Below are 19,039 nucleotides of genomic sequence, written 5' to 3'. Positions count from 1 at the left end.
CGCCCCCCCCCGCCCCCCCCCCCCCCCGCGGGCCGCCCCGGGGGGCCCCCCCCCCCCCCCGGGGGGGGGGGGGGGGCGGGCCCCCCCCCCCCCCCCCCTCCCGGGGGTGGTCGCGTCGCGAGCGCACCGTCATGTGGACGTCGCACCGCCGCATTCCGCGGTGCGACGTCCACATGACGGTGCGACACGACCGCAGCCCGCGCGCCCGCCGCGCCCTTCAGGCGTCGAAGTCGGTGGCCCGGCTGCGCTCGGCCCACGCGTCGACGTCGCCGCGCAGGTCGTCGAGCGCGCCCGTGACGATCTCGACGGCGTCCGAGCCGAGCAGCAGCAGGTAGGGCGACGAGCCCGACTCGACCGCGTCGACGAGCAGGCGCGCACCGGCTGCCGGGTCGCCGGGCTGGGTGCCGTCCGAGGTGTCGGCCTCGATGCGGCGCCTGCCGGCCGTCTCGGCGTAGTCGTCGATGGGCGTGGCCGACTGCGTCAGCGACCGGCCCGAGAAGTCCGTGCGGAACGAGCCCGGCTCGACGACGGTCGCCGTGATGCCCAGGGGTGCGAGCTCGGTGCGCAGGGCCATCGTCATCTGCTCGATCGCGGCCTTGACGGCGCCGTAGTAGCCCGAGCCGGGGCCGGTGCGGCGGGCACCGATCGACGACAGGTTGACGATCGTGCCGCTGCGACGGGCGCGCATGCCCGGCAGCACGGCCTTGATCGTGCGGACGCTGCCGTGGAAGTGCGTGTCGAACAGGCGGGCGACGTCGGCGTCGTCGCCTTCCTCGACGGCGGAGCGGTAGCCGTAGCCGGCGTTGTTGACGAGCACGTCCACGCCGCCGAAGCGGTCGGTGGCGGCGGCGACCGCGGCCGACACCTGGTCGCCGTCGGTCACGTCGAGGGCGACCGCGAGCGCGTGGTCGGGGTGCGCGTCGACGACGTCCTGCACGGCGGAGGCGTCGCGCGCGGTGACGACGACGTCGTGCCCGCGGGCCAGCGCCTCCTCGGCGAAGGCGCGCCCCAGCCCCGTGGAACATCCGGTGATCAACCAGGTCGACATGTGGTCTCTTCTCTCGTTCGGTCGGGGCACCGTCGCTCACGCGTGCCGCTGCCCCCAGACAACCAAGGAGGCGCGGTGCCCGTCAGCCCCGCCCGTCCCGGCACCCGCGATGCCCCCACACGAATGCCGTGGACGCCCTGGACATCACGGGCGAGCCTGCGTATGGTAACGATACCAACCACCCCTCGAAGGCAGGTCAGCCAATGGTGTCCACACTGCACTCCCCCACGCGCCGAGGGGCTCTCGGAGCCCTCCTCGCCCTCTCCCTCGTCACCGGCCTCACCGTCGCCGGCCACCCCGCCGAGGCCGACGCCGCCTCGGCCGCCCCCGATCCGGTCTGGCAGTCGCGCGCCTCGGCCTCGTACGACGCCCTGCAGGACGACCTGTACACGGGCGCCGCGGGCCACGGCCTGTACCGCGAGAACACGAACACGGCCGAGGGCAACCCGTACTCGTTCCTCTGGGAGTACCGCGAGGCGACCCAGGCCGCCCTCGACCTGCAGGGCCTGCCGGGCGTCGGGCCGGCCTACGCCAACTCGGCCCGCGCGCGGGTGGCCGGTCTCGAGAACTACTACGCGGTCGCCCCCGGCGGTCGTCCCGGGTACGAGTCGTACCTGCCCGCCCCGCTCGGCACCGGCGGCGACGTCTACTACGACGACAACGGCGTCGTGGGCCTGTCGTTCATCAGCCAGTACCACGCCACCGGCGACGCGCAGTTCCTCGACCGGGCCCGCACCGCGTTCACCATCGCCTCGCGGGGCTGGAACACCGACGCGGCGCTCGCCTGCCCCGGTGGCGTCGACTGGATCGACACCGCCGACAACACCACGCGCGGGGCGAACGTCACGGGCCTCGCCGCCCAGCTCGCGGCGCACCTCTACGAGGAGACGGGCGAGAACGCCTACCTGCGCTTCAGCACGAAGGCCTACGACTGGAACGAGTCGTGCCTGAAGCAGTCCGCCGGGCTCTACCAGAACAGCCGACACCACGACGGCACGGTCGACCCGACGCTCTGGACGTACAACTCGGGGGCGATGATCGCCACGGCGACGATCCTGTACCGTGCCACGGACGACCCGACCTGGCTCACCAAGGCCACCGACGACGCCCGCGGCTCGCTCGCCTACTGGGGCGCCGAGGGCCGACTGCAGCAGCAGCCCGCCATCTTCAACTCGTTCTACTTCAAGGACCTCCTCCTGCTCGACTCCGTGCAGCACGACCCCGCCTACCGCGCCACGATCGAGCAGTACGCCGACGCGACCTGGCGCGACAACCGCGACCCCGCCACCGGCCTGTTCCACTTCCAGCCGAGCGGTGGCGGCGACTACTTGCCCGAGCGCCCCGCGGCCACCCTCGACCAGTCGGCCATGGTGCAGATCTTCGCGGCGCTCGGCTGGTCGTCCGACCGCCTGGGCCAGATCAGTTGACCGTCCGGTCCCGGGTCGTGGCCCCCGTCGGCGTCGTGGACGTCGGCGGGGGCCACGTCACGGCCGGCATCGTCACCGACGGTCGCCTCGGCCACGAACACCGGACGACCCTCGACCCCCACGCGCCCCGCGACGACCTGCTCGCCCGGCTGACCGCGCCCGCCTCGGACGCCGCGCGCGCCTCCCTCGCGGCCGGCCGCCCCGCGCCCACCCGGTGGGTCGTCGCCCTGCCCGGCCCCTTCGACTACGAGGCCGGCAGCGGCAGCTTCGTGGGCGTCGACAAGTTCGCCGCGCTGGCCGGCGTCGACCTGCGCGCCCGGTTCGAGGAGGCGCTGGGCACCGCCCCGGCGTCGGTCCGGTTCGTGAACGACGCCGTCGCGTACGCCGTCGGCGAGTGGCCGTCCGGCGCCGGGGCCGGCGCGAGCCGCATGATCTGCCTGACGCTCGGGACGGGGGTCGGCTCGGCCTTCCTCGTGGACGGCCGCCCCGTGTCCGACGGGCCCGGGGTGCCGTCGGACGGGAACGTGCACACGCTCACCGTCGAGGGCCGCCCCCTCGAGGAGACCGTCTCGACGCCGGCCCTCCGCCGCCGCTTCACGCTGCGGACCGGCGACGCCCTCACCGTCGAACGGATCTGCGCGCTCGCCCGGGCCGGCGACTCCGTGGCGAGCGAGGTCGTGACGGCGACCTTCACGGCACTGGGCGACGCCCTGCGCCCGTGCGTCGACGCGTTCGGGGCAGAGGCCGTCGTCGTGGGCGGCGGCGTCTCGCGCTCCTGGGACGTGGTCGGCGCGCCCCTCGCGGCGAGCCTCGGGCAGGGCGGCCCCGGGTCGACCCCGGGCCTCGTCGTCGTCCCCGGGACGCTCGGCGACCACGCCCCCCTGCTCGGCGCCGCCCGGTGGGCCGAGCAGGGCTGACTTCAGCGGGCCGGCTCATCCGGGCCGGCCCGGCAGGCTCGCGCAGCCGGACCGGCCCGGCGGGCTGACCCACGCGGGGTCGGCCCGGCCGGCCGACCCCGCCGATCCGACCAGGTGGGCCCCACGCGACCGCTCAGTCGTCGCGGGCCGTGCCCCGCACCGACGCCTTGACCGTCCCGAGCCGCTGCCCGACGCCCCGCCCGTGCGGTCGGACCGTGTACGGCCCGACGGCCGCCGGCACGATGAACGTCTCGGCGTAGTGCACCACGAAGGGCTCGAACGCCCCGGTCGGGCTCTCGACGACGGCCTCGGCACCCTCGACCAGGTTGAGCACGTTCACGGTGCCGCGGGTGTCGTGGGGCACGACGTCGTCGAACCAGTGCCGCCGCACCTCGATGAACTCGAGCTCGTGCAGGCCCGTGCGCTCCTCGACCCAGCCGTCGCCGCGGGCGACCTCGGTCACCTGGTCGACGAGCTCGTCGCGGGCGAAGCGGGCGTCGCGGTCCCACTGGACGTTGGCGAGCGCGTGGTCGAGGTGCACCGGACGCGGGACGCCGTCGAGGCCCACCCGCCCCCAGTCCCACATCTTGAAGGTGAAGATGTAGGGCGTCGCCGAGATCTCGAGCACCATCGAGTCCGCGCCCGAGCAGTGCACGGTGCCCGCCGGGATGAGGAAGTGGTCGTGCTTCGCGGCCGGGAACGCCGCGACGAAGCGCTCGGCCTCGAACGTCGCGCCACCGGCCGCCGCCGTCCGCAGCGCCTCCTCCATCTCGTTCCGGTCGACGCCCTCGCGCAGGCCCAGGTAGACGACCGCGTCGTCCGACGCGTCGAGCAGGTAGTAGCTCTCGTCCTGCGTGTAGGGCATGCCGAAGACGTCCTGCATGTAGCCGGTCAGCGGGTGCACCTGCAGCGACAGGTTGCCGCCGTCCATCGTGTCGAGGAAGTCGAAGCGGATCGGGAACTCGGCCCCGAACCGCGCGTGGGTGCGCTCGCCCAGCAGCTCGCGGGGGTGCCGGAAGACCAGGTCGAGGGCGGGCACCTCGACGACCGTCCCGTCGACCGAGAGCAGCAGGCTGTTCTCCTCGGGCACGCAGTCGAAGCACCAGGCGTAGTTGCTCTCGTCGCCGACGCCGAGGACCGTCTTCATCCACTGCCCGCCCCAGACCCCGGGGTCGAAGAAGGGCACGACGCGGAACGGCCGTCGCGAGGCGATCTCGAGGCCGGCGAAGAAGGTCCGGGCCTCGACGAGCTTGGCCCCGGGCATCGAGTCGTTCGCGTCGAGCACGAAGTCGATCCGGTCGAAGAGCGCGCGCTTGTGGCGGTCGGCCGTCCGCCACTCGACGAAGTAGCCCCGCTTGACCTTGCGCAATTGGTCCTCGTCGCCGTTGTCGGCCCGCCAGTTCGGTGCCCCGGCACGCTGGCGCCGCTGGATCTCCCACCGCGCGAGGTCGGCCAGCACGACGACGTCGACCTCGACCGGCACGAGCGTGGCGCCCCAGCCGAAGAGCACCACGGGCCCGTCGGCACGCCGCACCCGGTCGGCGACCTCGGCGAGGCGACCCGCGTCGTAGAACTCGTCGAGCGTGTGGTGGCTGAGCACCCCGAAGACGCGGTCGTCGGTGAGGTCGCGGGCGATCAGGGCGTCGATCTCGTCGGTCGGGCGGGCCGCGGCCTGCTCGACGTCGATCAGGGAGGCGTGGGGGGCGATCGCCTGCAGCTCGCGGCAGAGCGCCTCGAGGTCCGTCCCGGGGTAGGTGTCGACGGCCAGCACGACGCCCGGTTCGAGCAGGTCGGCGAGGTGGCGCCAGGCGTCACCGCCCGACCAGGCCCGGTGGCCGTCGGGCAGTTCGATGACGGGGGCCTTGTCGTAGGCGCCGGGGACGACGCCGGAGGGGACGGAGGTGCTCATGGTCGCCTGCTTTCGTTGATAACGTTACCAACCCTAACGGACGGCACCGGGCCAGGCAACGACGAGACGCCGACGGCCTCTGCGCCGAGCGGGGCCGGCGACGTCGTGCGTCAGTGGTGGACGATGTGCACCGGCAGCTCGACGAGCCGAGGAGGCGCGGGCTCGGTCGACCCCTCGAGTCGCGCCAGCAGCATGCGGGCCGACACGCGCCCCAGCTCGACGGGGTCGTGGTCGATGACCGACAACGGGACCGGGGCCATGTCGGCGAAGTCGAACGAGTCGAACGCGAACAGGCGCGGCACGGCGAGGGACGGCGTCCGGGCCGCCCGCCGCGCCAGGGCCCGCAGCACGCCGACGCTGATCCGGTTGTTCGCCGCGAAGATCGCCGTGGGCGGATCGGCGGCGGCGAGGAGGTCGTGCGTCGCCGCCTCCGAGGCGGCGGCCTCCTGCAGGCCGAACACGACGAGGTCGTCGTCGACCGCGAGACCGTGCTGCTCGAGGGCCGAGCGGAAGCCGGCGAGGCGTCGGCGCCCGGTCGACACCGACTCCTTGTTGCCGAGGAACGCGATGCGGCGGTGCCCCTCGTCGAGCATCTGGGTGACCGCCCGCCGGGCCCCCTCGACGTCGTCGATCAGGACGGCGTCCGCCCGCACCCCGTCGACGGTCCGCGACGCCAGGACGAGCGGGACGCCGGCGAGGCGCTCGGGCAGGAACCGCTCGGCGTCCCCGCCGACCGGGACGACCACGAGCCCCTCGACCTGCCGGCCGAGGAAGTCAGACAGCAGCTGCCGCTCGAGGTCGGCGTCCTCGTTGGTCGTGCCGACGAGGATGCGGCGACCCGTCGCGGCGACGACCTGCTCGACGCCCTGGACCACGCCGGCGTAGTAGGGGTTCGCGATGTTCGTGATGAGGACGCCGACGAGCCCCGAGCGGTGGCCGGGGCGCAGGCTGCGGGCGTTCTCGTTGCGGTGGTAGCCCACCTCGGCCACGACGCGCTCGACGTGTTCACGGAGGGCGGGGCGGACGTTCTTGCCACCGGACAGCACCCGCGAGACGGTCATCGGGCTGACCCCGGCGACCCGGGCGATGTCCTTGACCGTGACGGCGGCCCCCCTGCCCGTGCCCGTCGGGCCGGTGGCGGGCGACGGGTGATCTGCCGCGGGCGCCATCCCCCCAGATATACAGGCCTGTCCGCGCTTGTCAAACCCCGAGGACTGTGGCACGGTGTTGGTAACGTTATCAATTCAACGACGAACGGAAACGACCATGCCCCACCCGATCCCCGGCGGTCCGGCCATGACCCGTCGCACGGCGCTCGCGCTGGGTGGCGTGGGGCTGCTGACCGCGACCCTGGCCGCCTGCGCCCGCGGCACCGACACGCGGCCGTCCGCCCCCGGCACCGTCACCCTGAACAGCGACAACCCCACCTGGGGCCCCGGCTACGACGCCGCGTCCGCCGTCCTCGAGGCGCGCATCGGCTACCGCATCACGTCGCGCTCAATCGCCAGCGTCGCCAACTACAACCAGATCATCCGCATGACCGCGCAGACGAACAGCACCACCGACCTCATCAAGTGGACGAACGGCTACCGCCTGCAAGACATCGCCCGGGCCGACATCCTCACCGACCTCAACGAGGTGTGGGACGACGCGATCGGGCGCGGCTGGGTCGACCCGGCCCAGCGCGAGTCGTTCAGCTACGAGGGCAAGGCCTACGGCGTGCCGCTCTACAAGAGCTACTACGCCGTCTTCTACAGCAAGCGCGCCTTCGCCGAGAACGGCATCGAGGTCCCCACCACCTTCGACGGCCTGATGGGCGTCGCGCAGACGCTGAAGGACGCGGGCATCACGCCGTTCCTGGCCCCGGGCGCGACGACGTGGGAGTCCGAGATCTGGTTCATGCAGCTGCTGGCCTCGATCGACCCCGACTACTACGCCGCCGTCACGACGGACAAGGCGAGCTACGTCGACGACCCGGCCCGCGAGGCCATGGACGTCTGGTCGGGCATGTACGCCGACGGGTTCTTCTCGGCCCCCGACGTCACGTCCAACGACCTGCCGGGCCTGGTGTCCGAGGGCCGCTTCGGCATGATGCTCTACGGCACCTGGTTCGCGAACACCCTGCTGGCCGCGGGCCTCACCGACGACGACATCGGGTTCTTCCGGGTGCCGCCCCGCGCCTCCTCCACGGCCCCGGCCGTCCTCGTCGAGAGCGGCTCGCTGTCCGTGCCGGTCAAGGCGCACCGACGCGGCGCCGCCGTCGACGTGGCCCGCAACTGGCTCGCGACCGACGTGCAAGAGGCGTGGGTGGGGTTCCTCGGCGACACGAGCCCCAACCCCGCGGCCCTGCCGAAATCCGACCTCGTGAAAGACCTCGCCGCCGACATCGCCGCGAGCAAGCCGACCGAGCTGATCCGCTACTGGGAGGCGTCGCCCACGCCACTGGTCGAGGGCAACGTGCAAGACCTGGGGTCGTTCATGGTCACCCCGACGAAGGCCCACGGCGAGTCGACCCTCCGGTCGATGGAGGCGCGTGCCCGCACCGAGTGGAAGATCTGGGACGCCGCATGACGCTCACGCAACCGCCCGTCCCGCAAGAGGCCGTCGCGCCGGCGGACGACCCGACCCGCGCCTCCGTCGTCGCTCCGCACCGACCAGGCCGCGCACCGCTCGCCGGTGCCGCGTTCCTCGCGCCGGCCGTGGCGCTCGTGGTGCTGCTGCTCGTCGTGCCCTTCGCGTTCACGATCTACCGCAGCTTCTTCGACGACAACGGCTTCACCCGCAGCTGGGTCGGGCTCGACAACTACACGGCCATGTTCACCGACCCGGCCTTCGGCCAGTCGGTGCTGAACACGTTCTTCTGGGTCGTCGGCACCCTGGTGCTGCCCGTCGGCCTCGGCCTCGCGATCGCGGTCGGCACGTGGAAGCTGAAGCTCGGCGCCCTCGCCCGGTTCGCCGTCATCCTGCCGTACGCGATCTCGGGCTCGGCCACCGCGGTGGTGTGGACCTTCATGCTCTCGACCGACGGCGGCCTCGACACGTTGTTGCGCCTCCTCGGGCTCGACCCGCTGATCTCGCAGTGGCTGCTGCAGTGGCCGCTCAACACGGTGATGATGATCGTCGCGACGACGTGGCAGGCGACCGGCGCGTGCGTCATCCTCTTCCTCGTCGGGCTGCAGTCGATCCCGCCGAGCACGCTCGAGGCCGCCCAGCTCGACGGCGCCTCGGGGTGGCGGCTGTTCTGGGCCGTGACCTTCCCCCAGCTGCGACCCATGACGATCGTCGTCGTCGGCATCTCGATCGTCGGCAGCCTCAAGGTCTTCGACCAGGTGCTGCTGCTGACGAACGGCGGGCCGGGCACGGCGTCCGAGACGCTCGCACTGACCATGTACCGCGAGACCTTCACCCTGTCGCGCTACGGCTCGGGTGCCGCGGTCGCGGTCTTCCTGACGGTCGTCGTCGTCGCCGCGTCGTACGCGTACCTGCGCCGCCAGCTCCGGCCGGCCCAGAGCTAGGAGCCCCCGATGACCAAGACCTCCCGCCGCCTGCTCGGCCTCGTGCTCGCCGTCACCTCCCTGATCTGGCTGATCCCCTCGTGGCTGCTCGTCGTGAACGCCTTCACGCTGAGCAGCGAGTACTCGGGCACGCCCTCGTGGTGGCCGACCTCGCTCTCGCTGTTCACCAACATCCGCACGGCGTTCGAGAACGCGAACGTCGGCCAGGGCATGCTCAACAGCCTGCTGTACTCGGTCGTCGGGGCCGGGGCCGCCGTGTTCATCGCCTCGCTGGCCTCGTTCGCGGTGACGATCATGCCGCTCAAGCGGCCGACGCTGTGGTTCTGGGTGATCTACGTCGGCACGATCCTGCCGCTGCAGGCGTTCCTCTCGCCGCTGTTCACCGGCTACGCCGCGGCGTCGCTGTTCGACACGCAGTACGGCATGCTGCTCGTCTACGTCGCCCTGACGATCCCGTTCGCCTTCTTCGTCGTGCGGGGCCACATGACGGGCCTGCCGACCGAGGTCCGCGAGGCGGCGTCGCTCGACGGCGCCGGCTGGGCGCGCATGTTCTTCCAGGTGCACCTGCCCCTGTCGACGAGCGCGCTGATGGCGGCCTTCGTGTTCCAGTTCACCTGGATCTGGAACGACCTGCTCTTCGGCCTGACCCTGTCGTCGAGCTCGAACATCCGCCCCGTCATGGCGACCCTCGCCGACCTCACCGGCAACTACTCGACGTACGGCCCGCCGGTGGCCCTCGCCGGGGCCCTGGTCGCGTCGCTGCCGACGATCATCGTGTTCTTCTCGTTCCAGCGCTTCTTCGCGCGGGGGCTGAACCCGACGGCCTGACCCGCGCACCGTCGTCCGCGGGACCGGCACCGCGCCTCCCGCACCGCGCCTCCCCTGCTCCGACCACCTCACCGCTCGCCCCGCACCACCGTCTGGAGAACCACCCCGATGACCGAAGCCGCCCTCGTCTCCGCCCAGCCCTGGTCCCACCTCGAGGCCCGTGCCGGCCTGCTCGACCGGGCCACCGCCGTGACGGCCACCGTCGGCGGGGTGCGCGTCCGCGTGCTGCCCGAACCGCTGAAGACCACGGTCGACGGCGTCGCCACGCAGGCCCTGCGCCTCCTCGTCGACGACGAGTCCGACCTGGCCGCACTCGACCGCGTCTCCATCACGGGGGCGGACGGGGCCGAACTGGTGGTCGCCCGGCCGGCGGCTCCCGACGAGCTGTCGGTGCGCCTCCTGGTCCGCGAGGTCGACGCACCGACCGAGGTGCGGCTGCACCTGCCCGGCCTCGGGTCGGACCCGGCCGTCGAGGCGATCGACGTCACGCTCGAGCCGCAGCGCGACTGGCACGTGCACGTCGTCCACCACTCGCACTTCGACTTCGGCTACACCGACCCCCAGACGAACGTCATCTCGTCGCAGCGGTCGTACCTCGACTCGGTCGTCGAGCTCGCCGCGGCGACCGACGACTGGCCCGACGCCGCCCGGTTCCGCTGGAACGTCGAGGCCCTCTGGGCCTTCGCCGACTGGGAGCGCCACCGCCCCGCGGCCACCGTCGCCGAGTTCGTGCGCCTGGTCAAGGAGGGGCGGGTCGGCCTGAGCGCGCTGCCCTACAACCTGCACACCGACACCTGCTCGACCGAAGAGCTGCACCAGCTGCTGCGCGAGGCGCGGCGCATCCGCGACGAGCACGGCATCGACTTCACGACCGCGATGCAGACCGACGTACCCGGGCAGGTCGCCGGCCTGCCCGACGCCCTGCAAGAGGTGGGCGTCAAGTACCTGGCGGTCGCGCACAACTGGGCCGGCCGGTCGATGCCGCACACGAACGGCGCGCTCGACCTGCCGCGGATGTTCCGCTGGCGGACGCCCGCCGGCGGGTCGGTGATCGTCTGGATGACCGACAGCCCGCACGGCCTCGCCTACATGGAGGGCCCGATGGTCGGCCTCACCGAGGACTACGAGGTCGCCGAGACGTACCTGCCGGCCTACCTCACCGCCCTCGCCACGCGCGGCTACCCGTTCCCTCCCGGGGTGTTCGGGGCGCACGGCGAGGAGGCGGAGGGGCGGCCCGGCTATCCGTGGGACGTCCTGCACCTGCGCACGCAGGGCTTCATGGGCGACAACGGCCCGGCCCGCCTGCACCTGGCCGAGACCGTCCGACGCTGGAACGAGACCTGGACGTCGCCGCAGCTGCGGGTCTCGACGAACGAGGACTTCTTCGCCGAGGCCGAGGCACGACACGGCGACGACCTCGTCACGGTCGAGGGCGACTGGGGCGACTGGTGGGTCGAGGGCGTCGGCTCGGGTGCGGTGCCGCTGGCCCTGACCCGGGAGGCGCAGGCGTCGGTCAGCGACGCGCGCTCGTTCTCGCAGGCGGCCGCGTGGCTCGGCGGGTCGGCCGTGCCGACCGAGACGGCGGACGCCGACCGGGTCTACGACGCGATCTCGATGTTCAACGAGCACACCTGGGGGGCGAGCAACTCGTGGACCCACGGTGATGAGGGCTACGACTCCGGCGAGCGCCAGTGGCAGTGGAAGGTCGGCCAGGGCATCGCGGCCCACCAGCGCGGCCGCGACCTCGAGGAACACGCGCTCGTCTACCTGGCCGGGGCGGTCCGGGCCGCCGACGGCGCGCTGACGAGCATCGTCGTGGCGAACGCGTCGGGGGCGACGAGGACGGGTGCCGTGCGGTTCCTGCTGAAGGAGTCGACGGTGCCGCTGGCCGACGCGATCGCCCTGCGCGACGGTCGCAGCGGTGACGACCTGCCCCACGTCGAGGACGCGCAGTCGAACGTCCTGCACCGCGAGTCCGGCCGGTGGGTGACGGCGCAGGTGCGCGACGTGCCGGCGTGGGGGTTCGTCCGCGTCGACGTCGTGGCGGCGGACGCGGCGCCGGACGAGCCGGTCGTGCACCCCGCCCTGACGACGTCGGCCGCCGAGCTCTTCACGCTCGAGAACGAGTACCTGCGGGTGCGGGTCGACCCGCGGACGTCGGCGATCAGCTCGCTGGTCGAGCTCGCCACCGGGCGCGAGCTCGTCGACGCGGGTGCGCCGACCGGCTTCAACGCCTACGTCTACGACGAGTACGGCTCGTCGGGGGCGGGCGTGAACCACCTGGCGAACAAGCTGTGGAGCTCGGACCGGCTCGAGCTGCTCGCGTCGCGCTCCACGGGCGGGGCGGCCGTGCTGGTCGAGCGGGTCACGGACGCCGTCGAGGAGCGGCTGGTCTGGTCGTTCGCGGCGGTGGGCGTGGACGAGGTCCGCGTGACGCTCCGTCTGCGCCACGGCGAGCCGCGCCTCCTGATCGCGAACCGGCTGACGAAGCCGGTCACCCGCACGAAGGAGTCCGCGTTCTTCGCGTTCCCGTTCGCGGCCGCCGAGCCCTCGGTGCGGTACGAGGTGTCGGGCGGGGTGACGGGCACCGGGCTGTCGCACGTGCCCGGTGCGCCGCAACACATGCGGGCGATCCGCCACTGGGTGACGGTCGAGGACGGTCCGGAGGCGGTGGCCTGGGTCACGAAGGACGCCCCGCTGGTCATGCCGGGCACGATCAGCCTGCCGTACGCGCCGTTCCCGGCGAGCACGAGCCCGGTGGGCGCGGCGACGGTGTACTCGTGGGTGCACAACAACGTGTGGGACACGAACTTCCCGATCGAGCAGGGCTTCGACGCGACCTTCGAGTACGCCGTCGGTGTGCGGTCCCGTCCGGGTCAGGCCGTCGAGGCGGTCGCCCTGGCGACGACGGCCGACCTGGTGCGGCCGCTGACGTCGGTGCCGGCCGGCCGGTCGGGGGTCGACGAGCGCGCCTCGGTCGAGCTGCTGACGCTCGACGACGACCGGGTGCGGCTGGTCGCGGTGGTGTCGGACGGCGAGGCGTCGTCGCTGGTGCAGCTGCAGTCGGTCGCCGACGTGGCCATGACGGTCACGCTGGGCTTCGGCGTCGACGTGGCGTCGGTCGAGCGCACGACCTTCCTCGGTGACAGGACCGGGCCGCTCGAGCTGCGGGGGTCCACGGTCGCGGTCGAGCTGCGGCCGTACGAGTCGGTCGGCGTGCGGGTGCGGCGGGGCTGAGGCCGGGCGCGCGCAGGGCGGGGCGCGGGGCGGGGCGCGGCGCGGGCGGGTCTCGCGTCGCACCGCCGAGTGGACGTCGCACCGTCGCATTCGGCGGCGCGACGTCCACTCGGCGGTGCCACGCGGGGCGCCCACACCGCAGGAGGCGCGGTGCGCGTCCGACCGGCACCGCACCTCCTCGGACGCGGCAGGATGGTGGCATGACCGACATCCCCTGGACCACCGGCACCTGGACCACCGAGCCGACCGCGGTCGACGTGGCCGACGACGGCCTGCGCGTGACGGCGGCGGAGGGCAGCGACGCCTGGCGCATCACGTCGTACGGCTTCGTGCACGACACCGAGCACGCCCTGGTGGCGCCCTTCGAACAGGGCACCGCGATGGAGGTCTCGTTCGTGCTCGACTTCTCGGCGCAGTTCGACCAGGCCGGCATCTTCGTCTCGGTCGACCCCGAGACCTGGGTCAAGGCCGGAGTCGAGCTGAGCGACGGTGAGCAGAGCCTCGGGGCCGTGGTGACGCGGGGCCAGTCGGACTGGTCGCTCTCCCCCGTGGACTGGGCGGGCCGCACCGTGACGATCCGCGCCAGCCGCTCGGGCGACGCGCTCACCGTCCGGGCGCGGGTCGACGACGAGCCCTGGCGTCTCGTCCGGGTCGCCCCGCTCGCCCCGGACGCCGATGTCAGCGCCGGCCCGTTCTGCTGCGCCCCCTCGCGCGCCGACCTCACCGTCCACTTCACCTCGTGGCGCTCGACCGAGGCGGACGCGAGCCTGCACCCCGAGGACTGACCGCCAGCGCCTCGCCGACGATCCAGGCGCCCTTCCTCGCGTCAGAGGGTCTCGAGCAGGGCGGTGCAGGCGTCGATGCAGCGGCGGCAGGCGTCGGCGCAGATTCGGCAGTGGTCGTGCATGTCGGCGTGCTGGGCGCACTCGTCGGCGCACGCACGGCACGCGACGAGGCAGGCCTCGACGACGGCGCGGGTGACGTCCGCGGTCGCCGGGGTGGCGCGCGCGAGGACGGAGGCGGTGGTCGCGCACACGTCGGAGCAGTTCAGGTCGGTGCGGATGCAGTCGGTCAGCTCGGCGAGCATGTCCTCGGAGAGGCAGGCGTCGGCGCAGGCCGCGCAGGTACGAGCACACTCAGAGGCGGCGTCGATGGCGGTGGCGAGGGCGCCGCGGTCGAGGGCGCCGAACTCCTTGGGGTTGCTGTCGAGCATGGCGGTCGTGGTGGTCATGGCGGTCCTCCTGCGGGGTGTCGGGTGGGGGCGGTGGTTCGCCGCCCATGATGGCCCCGCCGGGGTGGAGGGGGTCGCGGCCCCACGTTTTGCGGCCAAGAGCGCAGCGACCGAGCCGCCTGATACCCGCGAGGACGGGACGTGTCCGAGCGACGCCTCGGGCCCTCCGCTACGGTCGACGAGTGATGATGAGAGTCGTGATCCTCCTCGGAGTCGGCGTGATGGTCGTCATCGCCGTCGTGGCCATCGTGCTCGCGGTGAGGGACATCCGCGCGGAGCGCTCCCTGTCTCGTCGTACGCTCGTGACGTTCTGCATGGCCGGCGTCGTCGCGGCCGCCACCATCGCCTACGCCGTCCTCTGAGATCGGGAGGCGACTCATTGAAACCCCGCGAAGCGGCGTGACGGCGCGATCTACTCGACAGGACAAAAGCCCCGAGCCCCCTGTCAAGACGGGGTTCTCAGGGCTTTCGCTCTGGCGGAACGGGTGGAATTTGTAGCCATCTGCGACAACCGACAGGCGAGAGGCCGCTGCTTCCAGCCCATACTCCTAGAGGAGAAAGACGGCGCTTAGACGCGCATGCTCCCTTGTGCTTATAGACACTCCTGCACAAATTGCACCAAATGAGCATGAGGGCACGAGGTTGCAAGATGGCGAAGAACTCGGGCCGGACACGGCGCATTAGCAAAGGGAGGCCCTATCGCCAATCTAATCCACCTGCTCAATCGCCCCTATTGCAGCGGACAGCACTTCAACAAGCTCCGCCACCCCAGCAGAATTCAGTGGCCTATCCATGATGTGCAGATGCGTCTGGAAGTAGCCGGAAGTCCCTGGGGTTCGAGTGACCTTCTCGAACTTTTGTAGACGCCTGTCTAAGCGCTGGTTGACCACCAGCCGCCCCTGCGCGCCACTCGATGTGCCACTTACGCCCAGAGACTGCGTCGCGTCGAGAGTCATGGAAAAGTCAACCCGCCCCTGAGCAGGAACCCCTCTGGCCCGCAGCTGCACGGTCAGCGTTCCTGCGCGACTGGTCATAAAGATTCCATTCTCACCGTCTTCGGAGAACGCGCCGTGCCCGGCGTAGACAAAAGCAACCTCGCGACAAACGTCTGATTCCGAGAGCTCTGCGACGGACGAAGAGGCATTGTGTGCGACCCGTGCACTCGTGAGGACGGTGCAGACCTCCTCAAGACTTTGTGGACGATCCTCCGGCTTGTACTGGCTACAGCTTCTGTACAGCTCAATGATTAGCGCCGCCGATGTCTGCGTATGCAGGGAGGCGACCGCTCGGGCAAAGCGTTCCATATTCTGCTCGGGCCTGTCTGCGGAGGGATCGGAAGCTACATAAAGGAAAAAGATCAGTTGCCCGAGCCCATAGACGTCTACGGTGTGTGCGCGAGACGAGGGCCCGCTTGAGTAGAACTGTTCAGGAGCGGCGTAGTGGACGACGCCACCGACTGCGGCCTTAGTAACTGTCCTGTTGGTCTGAATGTAAGCGAGGTCGAAGTCTGTCAGGTGCGGGACGGTGTCCTGCGTCTCGTCGTCCCAAGCAAGAATGACGTTCTCCGGCTTGATGTCGCGGTGGATAATTCCGGCGTCGTGAGCAAAGCGCACCGTGTCCGCGATCTCAAAGCAAAGACTGAGAACCCTTCCGCCGTCGGTGCGATCCACGAACGCATTACTGAGGTCGGCACCATTGATGTAATCCATTGAGAAGCCGAGCGGGGCTTCGATCAACTCGTGCACGCTGACGATACGAGGATGGTCAAGCTTTTTCATGGAACGGTATCCATTCCGGAACCGCTGTGGCTTTTCCCCGTCTGTCAATTCTGACCCGTGAAATGCCTTGAACGCTAAGCGGGTCGCGCCCTGCGACTCGAGTTCCCAGACCTGCCCGAAGCCGCCGGCGCCAACCTTGCTTGCCACGCGCCCGAGTGGGAGAGTGTCGCCCACATCTATGGCCGATAAGGCTGCCTGATGATTAGTGAGCGACCGCCGAAATCCCTTCCACTCGGACTCCCGCTTTACATCGGGTTGACTGATCTCGACGTCGTCAAACCAGTGGATGATTTGCGCCAAGGAGCGAGCACAAGCGTCAAGGCCGCCGTTCCGACGCCTGTCCAATCTGGAGAGCTCCTCAGACTGCAACAGTTGATACTCATCGAGGAATTGCTCGCCTTTTGCGAGAAGAGCCGCTGTCGCCTGCGGCCTGAGGGGCTCACCAATTCGCGGCTCAAAACCTCGGCCTAATACAACAGAACCGGCGGAATCCCCCTTAAACACGGGCGTTTGACGCTGAGTGTCCATGCGTCCCGTGACCACGTCGAAGAGCGTGTGGGCAGTGACGTTTCCGTCGAAATCAACAGCATCACCCATCAAGGCGTCCAAAAGCACCCTCGTGAATTCGCCGTGGACGTCAGGCCCAGAGGTTTCGAAAGCAACCTGCTCCGGTCGGCAGGCTGCAAGCAGCAACCGGCTCGAATTCACCGATTGAATGGCCGCGCTCACGGCGGACGCAGTCAATGGGGAATGTCCAGACCAGGTATCCCCCGCACCCGAATGGCAGGCGTCAAGGATCGTCAGAACATGGTCATAGTGCCCTGAGGCGACTGCTGATATTTCGGCTATGGTTTGCAGATCGATGCCAGGGTCGCGAGCCACACCGTCATACGTGTGCAGGTAGCCCGATTTCCCGTGAAGCCCCCCGTGTCCGGCGAAATAGATGATGAGCGAAGCGCCATCCGTCTCGGCTGCGTCCCAAAGCTCTACAAGGCAATCCCGACGCGTCGCGCCCTCGTCGACCAAGAGCGCTGATTCGTAGCCGTACTCCTCCAGGCTCAGCACTTCCGCCAGCTCCCTCGCATCTCTAACGCAGCCGGCGAGCCGGTTTGCATTCTCGTATTCATTGATTCCGATGATTACCGCGCGACGCTGCGTATTCCCCATCGCAGAAAAGTAACACTCGCTCAGTATTTGTCCCTCGCCCGAGGGGGTGATTCTGCGCCAACAAGCGACCGTGGGGCGGAAGACCCTTCGCGGCCTTCCATGACTGCTATCGGTTCGGTTGACTCAGGAGCTGTGAGGATTTTGGTTCTCCCGGGAAGATGCTTAGCGCGCCCAAAGCGTTCCCGATGGAGTGCCGTCAAGACGTCGTCGCGGTCGCTCGCCTGGCCGAAGCCCCGATGAATCGAATCGCGAAATCATTCAGCATCTCGGAGTCGTACCTGCAGTGCTAGCTGAAAGTCGCCGACGTCGAGGACGCTGTCAAACCCGGCGTGACTCAGGCCGACGCTGCGGAGCTTCACAAGGCTAAGAAACGCATCCGGCTGCTCGATTCAGAAATCAGACATTGGGGATAGCGGCGGCGTATCTGTCGCAGGTGCCACTCCCCACACAATGTTCCCGATGGTCTTTGATCTTGCCGCCGATCGAATCCCGATCGCGGTGACCTGCCGGGTGCTTGGCTTCTCCAAGTAGGCGTTATTCAGATGGCGCGCAAACCCTCAATTCCAACGTCACTAAAACAACGCTCACCTCGCCAATGCGGCGATTAATCTGCACAGCTAAGACCTGGGGTCCGGGTGCTTGTTCATCTCAGACGAGATGGAAGTTGAAGCGGGCCTAAAAAATGCAAGTGGCACCTAGGGCGGCTGCTTTCGGAGCAACGGCTGTGGTCGTCAGCCGCATGGAACACGCCTCATTCCCCTCCAAGAGGTGAGTGCCTTATGGCTTTTTCGCACGACGCGTGCGCCACATCTTCCTCAAGGAAAGAGAAAACCCCTGGATGACCAGGGGTTTTCTATGGCGGTACCGGTGGGATTTGAACCCACGGTGGAGTTAACCCCCACACATGTTTTCGAGACATGATCCTTCGGCCGCTCGGACACGGTACCGAGGATGAGTTTAGTACATCCGGCGGCAGGGACGAAACCGGGGGATGCGTCGCCCACAGGCGCGCGCCTCCTCGGGGTTGTGCACAGGGTGCACGCACGCCCGGAACGGGCATCGGAGCCCGGCGTAACCTCGGCCCATGCCCCCACGCCACACCGTCCTCGCCTTCGTCTCGGGCGTCGGCGTCACCCTCGCCACCACGGCCGCCGCCGGCGCCGGCGTCACCCGCTTCATGCAGCGCCGCAACGCGGCCGCCGCCGACCTGAACGCCCTGCTGCCCGTCCACTCCGCCTGGTGGCGCGACCGCTTCGACCGCAAGGGCAAGCTGCTCTACGTCGCGATGGGCGACTCCGCGGCGCAGGGCATCGGCGCCTCGAGCCCGGCCCGCAGCTACGTCGGCCGGCTCTCCGCCTTCATGCGCCGCCAGAGCCACACGTCGCTCCGCGTCGTCAACCTCAGCGTCAGCGGCTCGACCACCTGGCTCTGCCGCAAAGACCAACTGCCGAAGTTCGAGAAGTACGAACCCGACGTCGTCACCGTCGCCATCGGCGCGAACGACATCATCCAGTTCAACCCCGAGTCGTTCGAGAAGAACCTCCGCGTCATCTACGGCGCCCTGCCCTCGCACGCCATCGTCGGCGACCTGCCCGCCATGTGGATTCCCGACCGTGAGAAGAAGCTCGTCGAGGCCAACGCCATCGTCCGCCGCGTCGCCGGCGAGTTCGGCCTCACCGTCGCCCCGCTCTACGAGACCACCCGCAAGCAGGGCTTCTTCCGCACCTACCGCAACTCGGCCGGCGACCTCTTCCACCCCAACGACCGCGGCTACCGCGTCTGGGCCTCCGCCTTCGAACCCGCCGTCGCCGCCCGCCTCGCCCGCATCGCAGCCGACGACGCCGCCTCAGCCCACGAAGCACGTGAGGCCGAAGCCGTCGCCGCGCACACGGCCGCCGCGTCCGCGACGGGCGCCACAGGAGGCGCGGCCACGTCCCCGACGAACGCCTCCTCGGATGTCGGAGGCGCCTCCTAGGCTGACC

The 19,039-nt window shown here is 70.2% G+C and carries 14 protein-coding genes and 1 tRNA gene; 9 read left to right on the top strand and 6 right to left on the bottom strand.

The window, feature by feature from the left end; all coding sequences use genetic code 11:
• Positions 1 to 217 precede the first annotated feature (217 nt).
• Complete coding sequence (locus ABID81_RS07025; RefSeq protein ID WP_354594089.1) at positions 218 to 1,048, bottom strand: oxidoreductase; 831 nt, start codon at positions 1,046 to 1,048, stop codon at positions 218 to 220.
• Positions 1,049 to 1,251: 203 nt separating this feature from the next.
• Here ABID81_RS07025 and ABID81_RS07020 point away from each other — a divergent pair, with 203 nt between their 5' ends.
• Positions 1,252 to 2,475 (top strand): glycoside hydrolase family 76 protein, encoded by a 1,224-nt coding sequence (locus ABID81_RS07020; RefSeq protein WP_354594088.1) that lies wholly within the window; start codon positions 1,252 to 1,254, stop codon positions 2,473 to 2,475.
• 17 nt (positions 2,476 to 2,492) lie between these two features.
• The gene (locus ABID81_RS07015) at positions 2,493 to 3,392 is read left to right on the top strand and encodes an ROK family protein (RefSeq protein ID WP_354594087.1); all 900 of its coding nucleotides are present in this window, start codon (positions 2,493 to 2,495) and stop codon (positions 3,390 to 3,392) included.
• 133 nt (positions 3,393 to 3,525) lie between these two features.
• On the opposite strand, the gene ABID81_RS07010 is transcribed toward ABID81_RS07015, so the two are convergent.
• Complete coding sequence (locus tag ABID81_RS07010) at positions 3,526 to 5,301, bottom strand: class I mannose-6-phosphate isomerase (protein ID WP_354594086.1); 1,776 nt, start codon at positions 5,299 to 5,301, stop codon at positions 3,526 to 3,528.
• 110 nt (positions 5,302 to 5,411) lie between these two features.
• Positions 5,412 to 6,470, bottom strand: coding sequence for a LacI family DNA-binding transcriptional regulator (locus tag ABID81_RS07005; protein ID WP_354594085.1), 1,059 nt, complete (start codon positions 6,468 to 6,470; stop codon positions 5,412 to 5,414).
• A gap of 97 nt (positions 6,471 to 6,567) precedes the next feature.
• On the opposite strand from ABID81_RS07005, the gene ABID81_RS07000 reads away from it, so the two are divergent.
• The 5 genes from ABID81_RS07000 to ABID81_RS06980 all read left to right on the top strand — a co-directional run bounded on the left by ABID81_RS07000 (position 6,568) and on the right by ABID81_RS06980 (position 13,666).
• Positions 6,568 to 7,872 carry an ABC transporter substrate-binding protein gene (locus tag ABID81_RS07000; protein ID WP_354594084.1) on the top strand — a complete coding sequence of 435 codons (1,305 nt, stop codon included), beginning with the start codon at positions 6,568 to 6,570 and terminating at the stop codon, positions 7,870 to 7,872.
• Positions 7,869 to 8,816: a carbohydrate ABC transporter permease gene (locus ABID81_RS06995; RefSeq protein ID WP_354594083.1), complete on the top strand. Its 948-nt coding sequence runs from the start codon at positions 7,869 to 7,871 to the stop codon at positions 8,814 to 8,816. Before ABID81_RS07000 ends, ABID81_RS06995 begins: the two co-directional genes overlap by 4 nt.
• Before the next feature lie 9 nt (positions 8,817 to 8,825).
• On the top strand, positions 8,826 to 9,644 hold the full coding sequence (locus tag ABID81_RS06990; protein WP_354594082.1) for a carbohydrate ABC transporter permease: 819 nt from the start codon (positions 8,826 to 8,828) through the stop codon (positions 9,642 to 9,644).
• Positions 9,645 to 9,752: 108 nt separating this feature from the next.
• Positions 9,753 to 12,881, top strand: a complete 3,129-nt coding sequence (locus ABID81_RS06985; RefSeq protein ID WP_354594081.1) for a glycoside hydrolase family 38 N-terminal domain-containing protein — start codon at positions 9,753 to 9,755, stop codon at positions 12,879 to 12,881.
• Between the two features lie 200 nt (positions 12,882 to 13,081).
• The gene (locus ABID81_RS06980) at positions 13,082 to 13,666 is read left to right on the top strand and encodes a DUF1349 domain-containing protein (RefSeq protein ID WP_354594080.1); all 585 of its coding nucleotides are present in this window, start codon (positions 13,082 to 13,084) and stop codon (positions 13,664 to 13,666) included.
• A gap of 41 nt (positions 13,667 to 13,707) precedes the next feature.
• Here ABID81_RS06980 and ABID81_RS06975 read toward each other — a convergent pair whose 3' ends face one another.
• Positions 13,708 to 14,112, bottom strand: a complete 405-nt coding sequence (locus ABID81_RS06975) for a four-helix bundle copper-binding protein (RefSeq protein ID WP_354594079.1) — start codon at positions 14,110 to 14,112, stop codon at positions 13,708 to 13,710.
• A 197-nt stretch (positions 14,113 to 14,309) separates the two neighbouring features.
• Here ABID81_RS06975 and ABID81_RS06970 point away from each other — a divergent pair, with 197 nt between their 5' ends.
• Positions 14,310 to 14,474, top strand: coding sequence for a hypothetical protein (locus ABID81_RS06970; protein ID WP_354594078.1), 165 nt, complete (start codon positions 14,310 to 14,312; stop codon positions 14,472 to 14,474).
• Between the two features lie 345 nt (positions 14,475 to 14,819).
• Here the strand turns inward: ABID81_RS06970 and ABID81_RS06965 are convergent, their stop codons facing one another.
• The gene (locus tag ABID81_RS06965; RefSeq protein WP_354594077.1) at positions 14,820 to 17,057 is read right to left on the bottom strand and encodes a protein kinase domain-containing protein; all 2,238 of its coding nucleotides are present in this window, start codon (positions 17,055 to 17,057) and stop codon (positions 14,820 to 14,822) included.
• Positions 17,058 to 17,913: 856 nt separating this feature from the next.
• A tRNA-Ser gene (locus tag ABID81_RS06960) sits at positions 17,914 to 18,004 on the bottom strand.
• 137 nt (positions 18,005 to 18,141) lie between these two features.
• On the opposite strand from ABID81_RS06960, the gene ABID81_RS06955 reads away from it, so the two are divergent.
• Positions 18,142 to 19,032 (top strand): SGNH/GDSL hydrolase family protein, encoded by an 891-nt coding sequence (locus tag ABID81_RS06955; protein WP_354594076.1) that lies wholly within the window; start codon positions 18,142 to 18,144, stop codon positions 19,030 to 19,032.
• The last annotated feature ends 7 nt before the right edge of the window (positions 19,033 to 19,039 follow it).

Origin of the sequence: Frigoribacterium sp. PvP054 (assembly GCF_040547465.1) — a bacterium.
Classification (GTDB): Bacteria; Actinomycetota; Actinomycetes; order Actinomycetales; family Microbacteriaceae; genus Frigoribacterium.
Note: the sequence above shows the minus strand (reverse complement) of the source record. Positions and strands in the feature narration are given on the sequence as shown.

What these genes read in the sequence shown, in the direction of transcription:
- ABID81_RS07000 (WP_354594084.1), top strand. Translation starts at nt 6,568, where the DNA reads ATGCCCCACCCGATCCCCGGCGGTCCGGCCATGACCCGTCGCACGGCG.
- ABID81_RS06965 (WP_354594077.1), bottom strand. Translation starts at nt 17,057, where the DNA reads ATGGGGAATACGCAGCGTCGCGCGGTAATCATCGGAATCAATGAATAC.
- ABID81_RS06990 (WP_354594082.1), top strand. Translation starts at nt 8,826, where the DNA reads ATGACCAAGACCTCCCGCCGCCTGCTCGGCCTCGTGCTCGCCGTCACC.
- ABID81_RS06985 (WP_354594081.1), top strand. Translation starts at nt 9,753, where the DNA reads ATGACCGAAGCCGCCCTCGTCTCCGCCCAGCCCTGGTCCCACCTCGAG.
- ABID81_RS07025 (WP_354594089.1), bottom strand. Translation starts at nt 1,048, where the DNA reads ATGTCGACCTGGTTGATCACCGGATGTTCCACGGGGCTGGGGCGCGCC.
- ABID81_RS06980 (WP_354594080.1), top strand. Translation starts at nt 13,082, where the DNA reads ATGACCGACATCCCCTGGACCACCGGCACCTGGACCACCGAGCCGACC.
- ABID81_RS07020 (WP_354594088.1), top strand. Translation starts at nt 1,252, where the DNA reads ATGGTGTCCACACTGCACTCCCCCACGCGCCGAGGGGCTCTCGGAGCC.
- ABID81_RS06975 (WP_354594079.1), bottom strand. Translation starts at nt 14,112, where the DNA reads ATGACCACCACGACCGCCATGCTCGACAGCAACCCCAAGGAGTTCGGC.
- ABID81_RS06995 (WP_354594083.1), top strand. Translation starts at nt 7,869, where the DNA reads ATGACGCTCACGCAACCGCCCGTCCCGCAAGAGGCCGTCGCGCCGGCG.
- ABID81_RS07010 (WP_354594086.1), bottom strand. Translation starts at nt 5,301, where the DNA reads ATGAGCACCTCCGTCCCCTCCGGCGTCGTCCCCGGCGCCTACGACAAG.
- ABID81_RS07005 (WP_354594085.1), bottom strand. Translation starts at nt 6,470, where the DNA reads ATGGCGCCCGCGGCAGATCACCCGTCGCCCGCCACCGGCCCGACGGGC.
- ABID81_RS06955 (WP_354594076.1), top strand. Translation starts at nt 18,142, where the DNA reads ATGCCCCCACGCCACACCGTCCTCGCCTTCGTCTCGGGCGTCGGCGTC.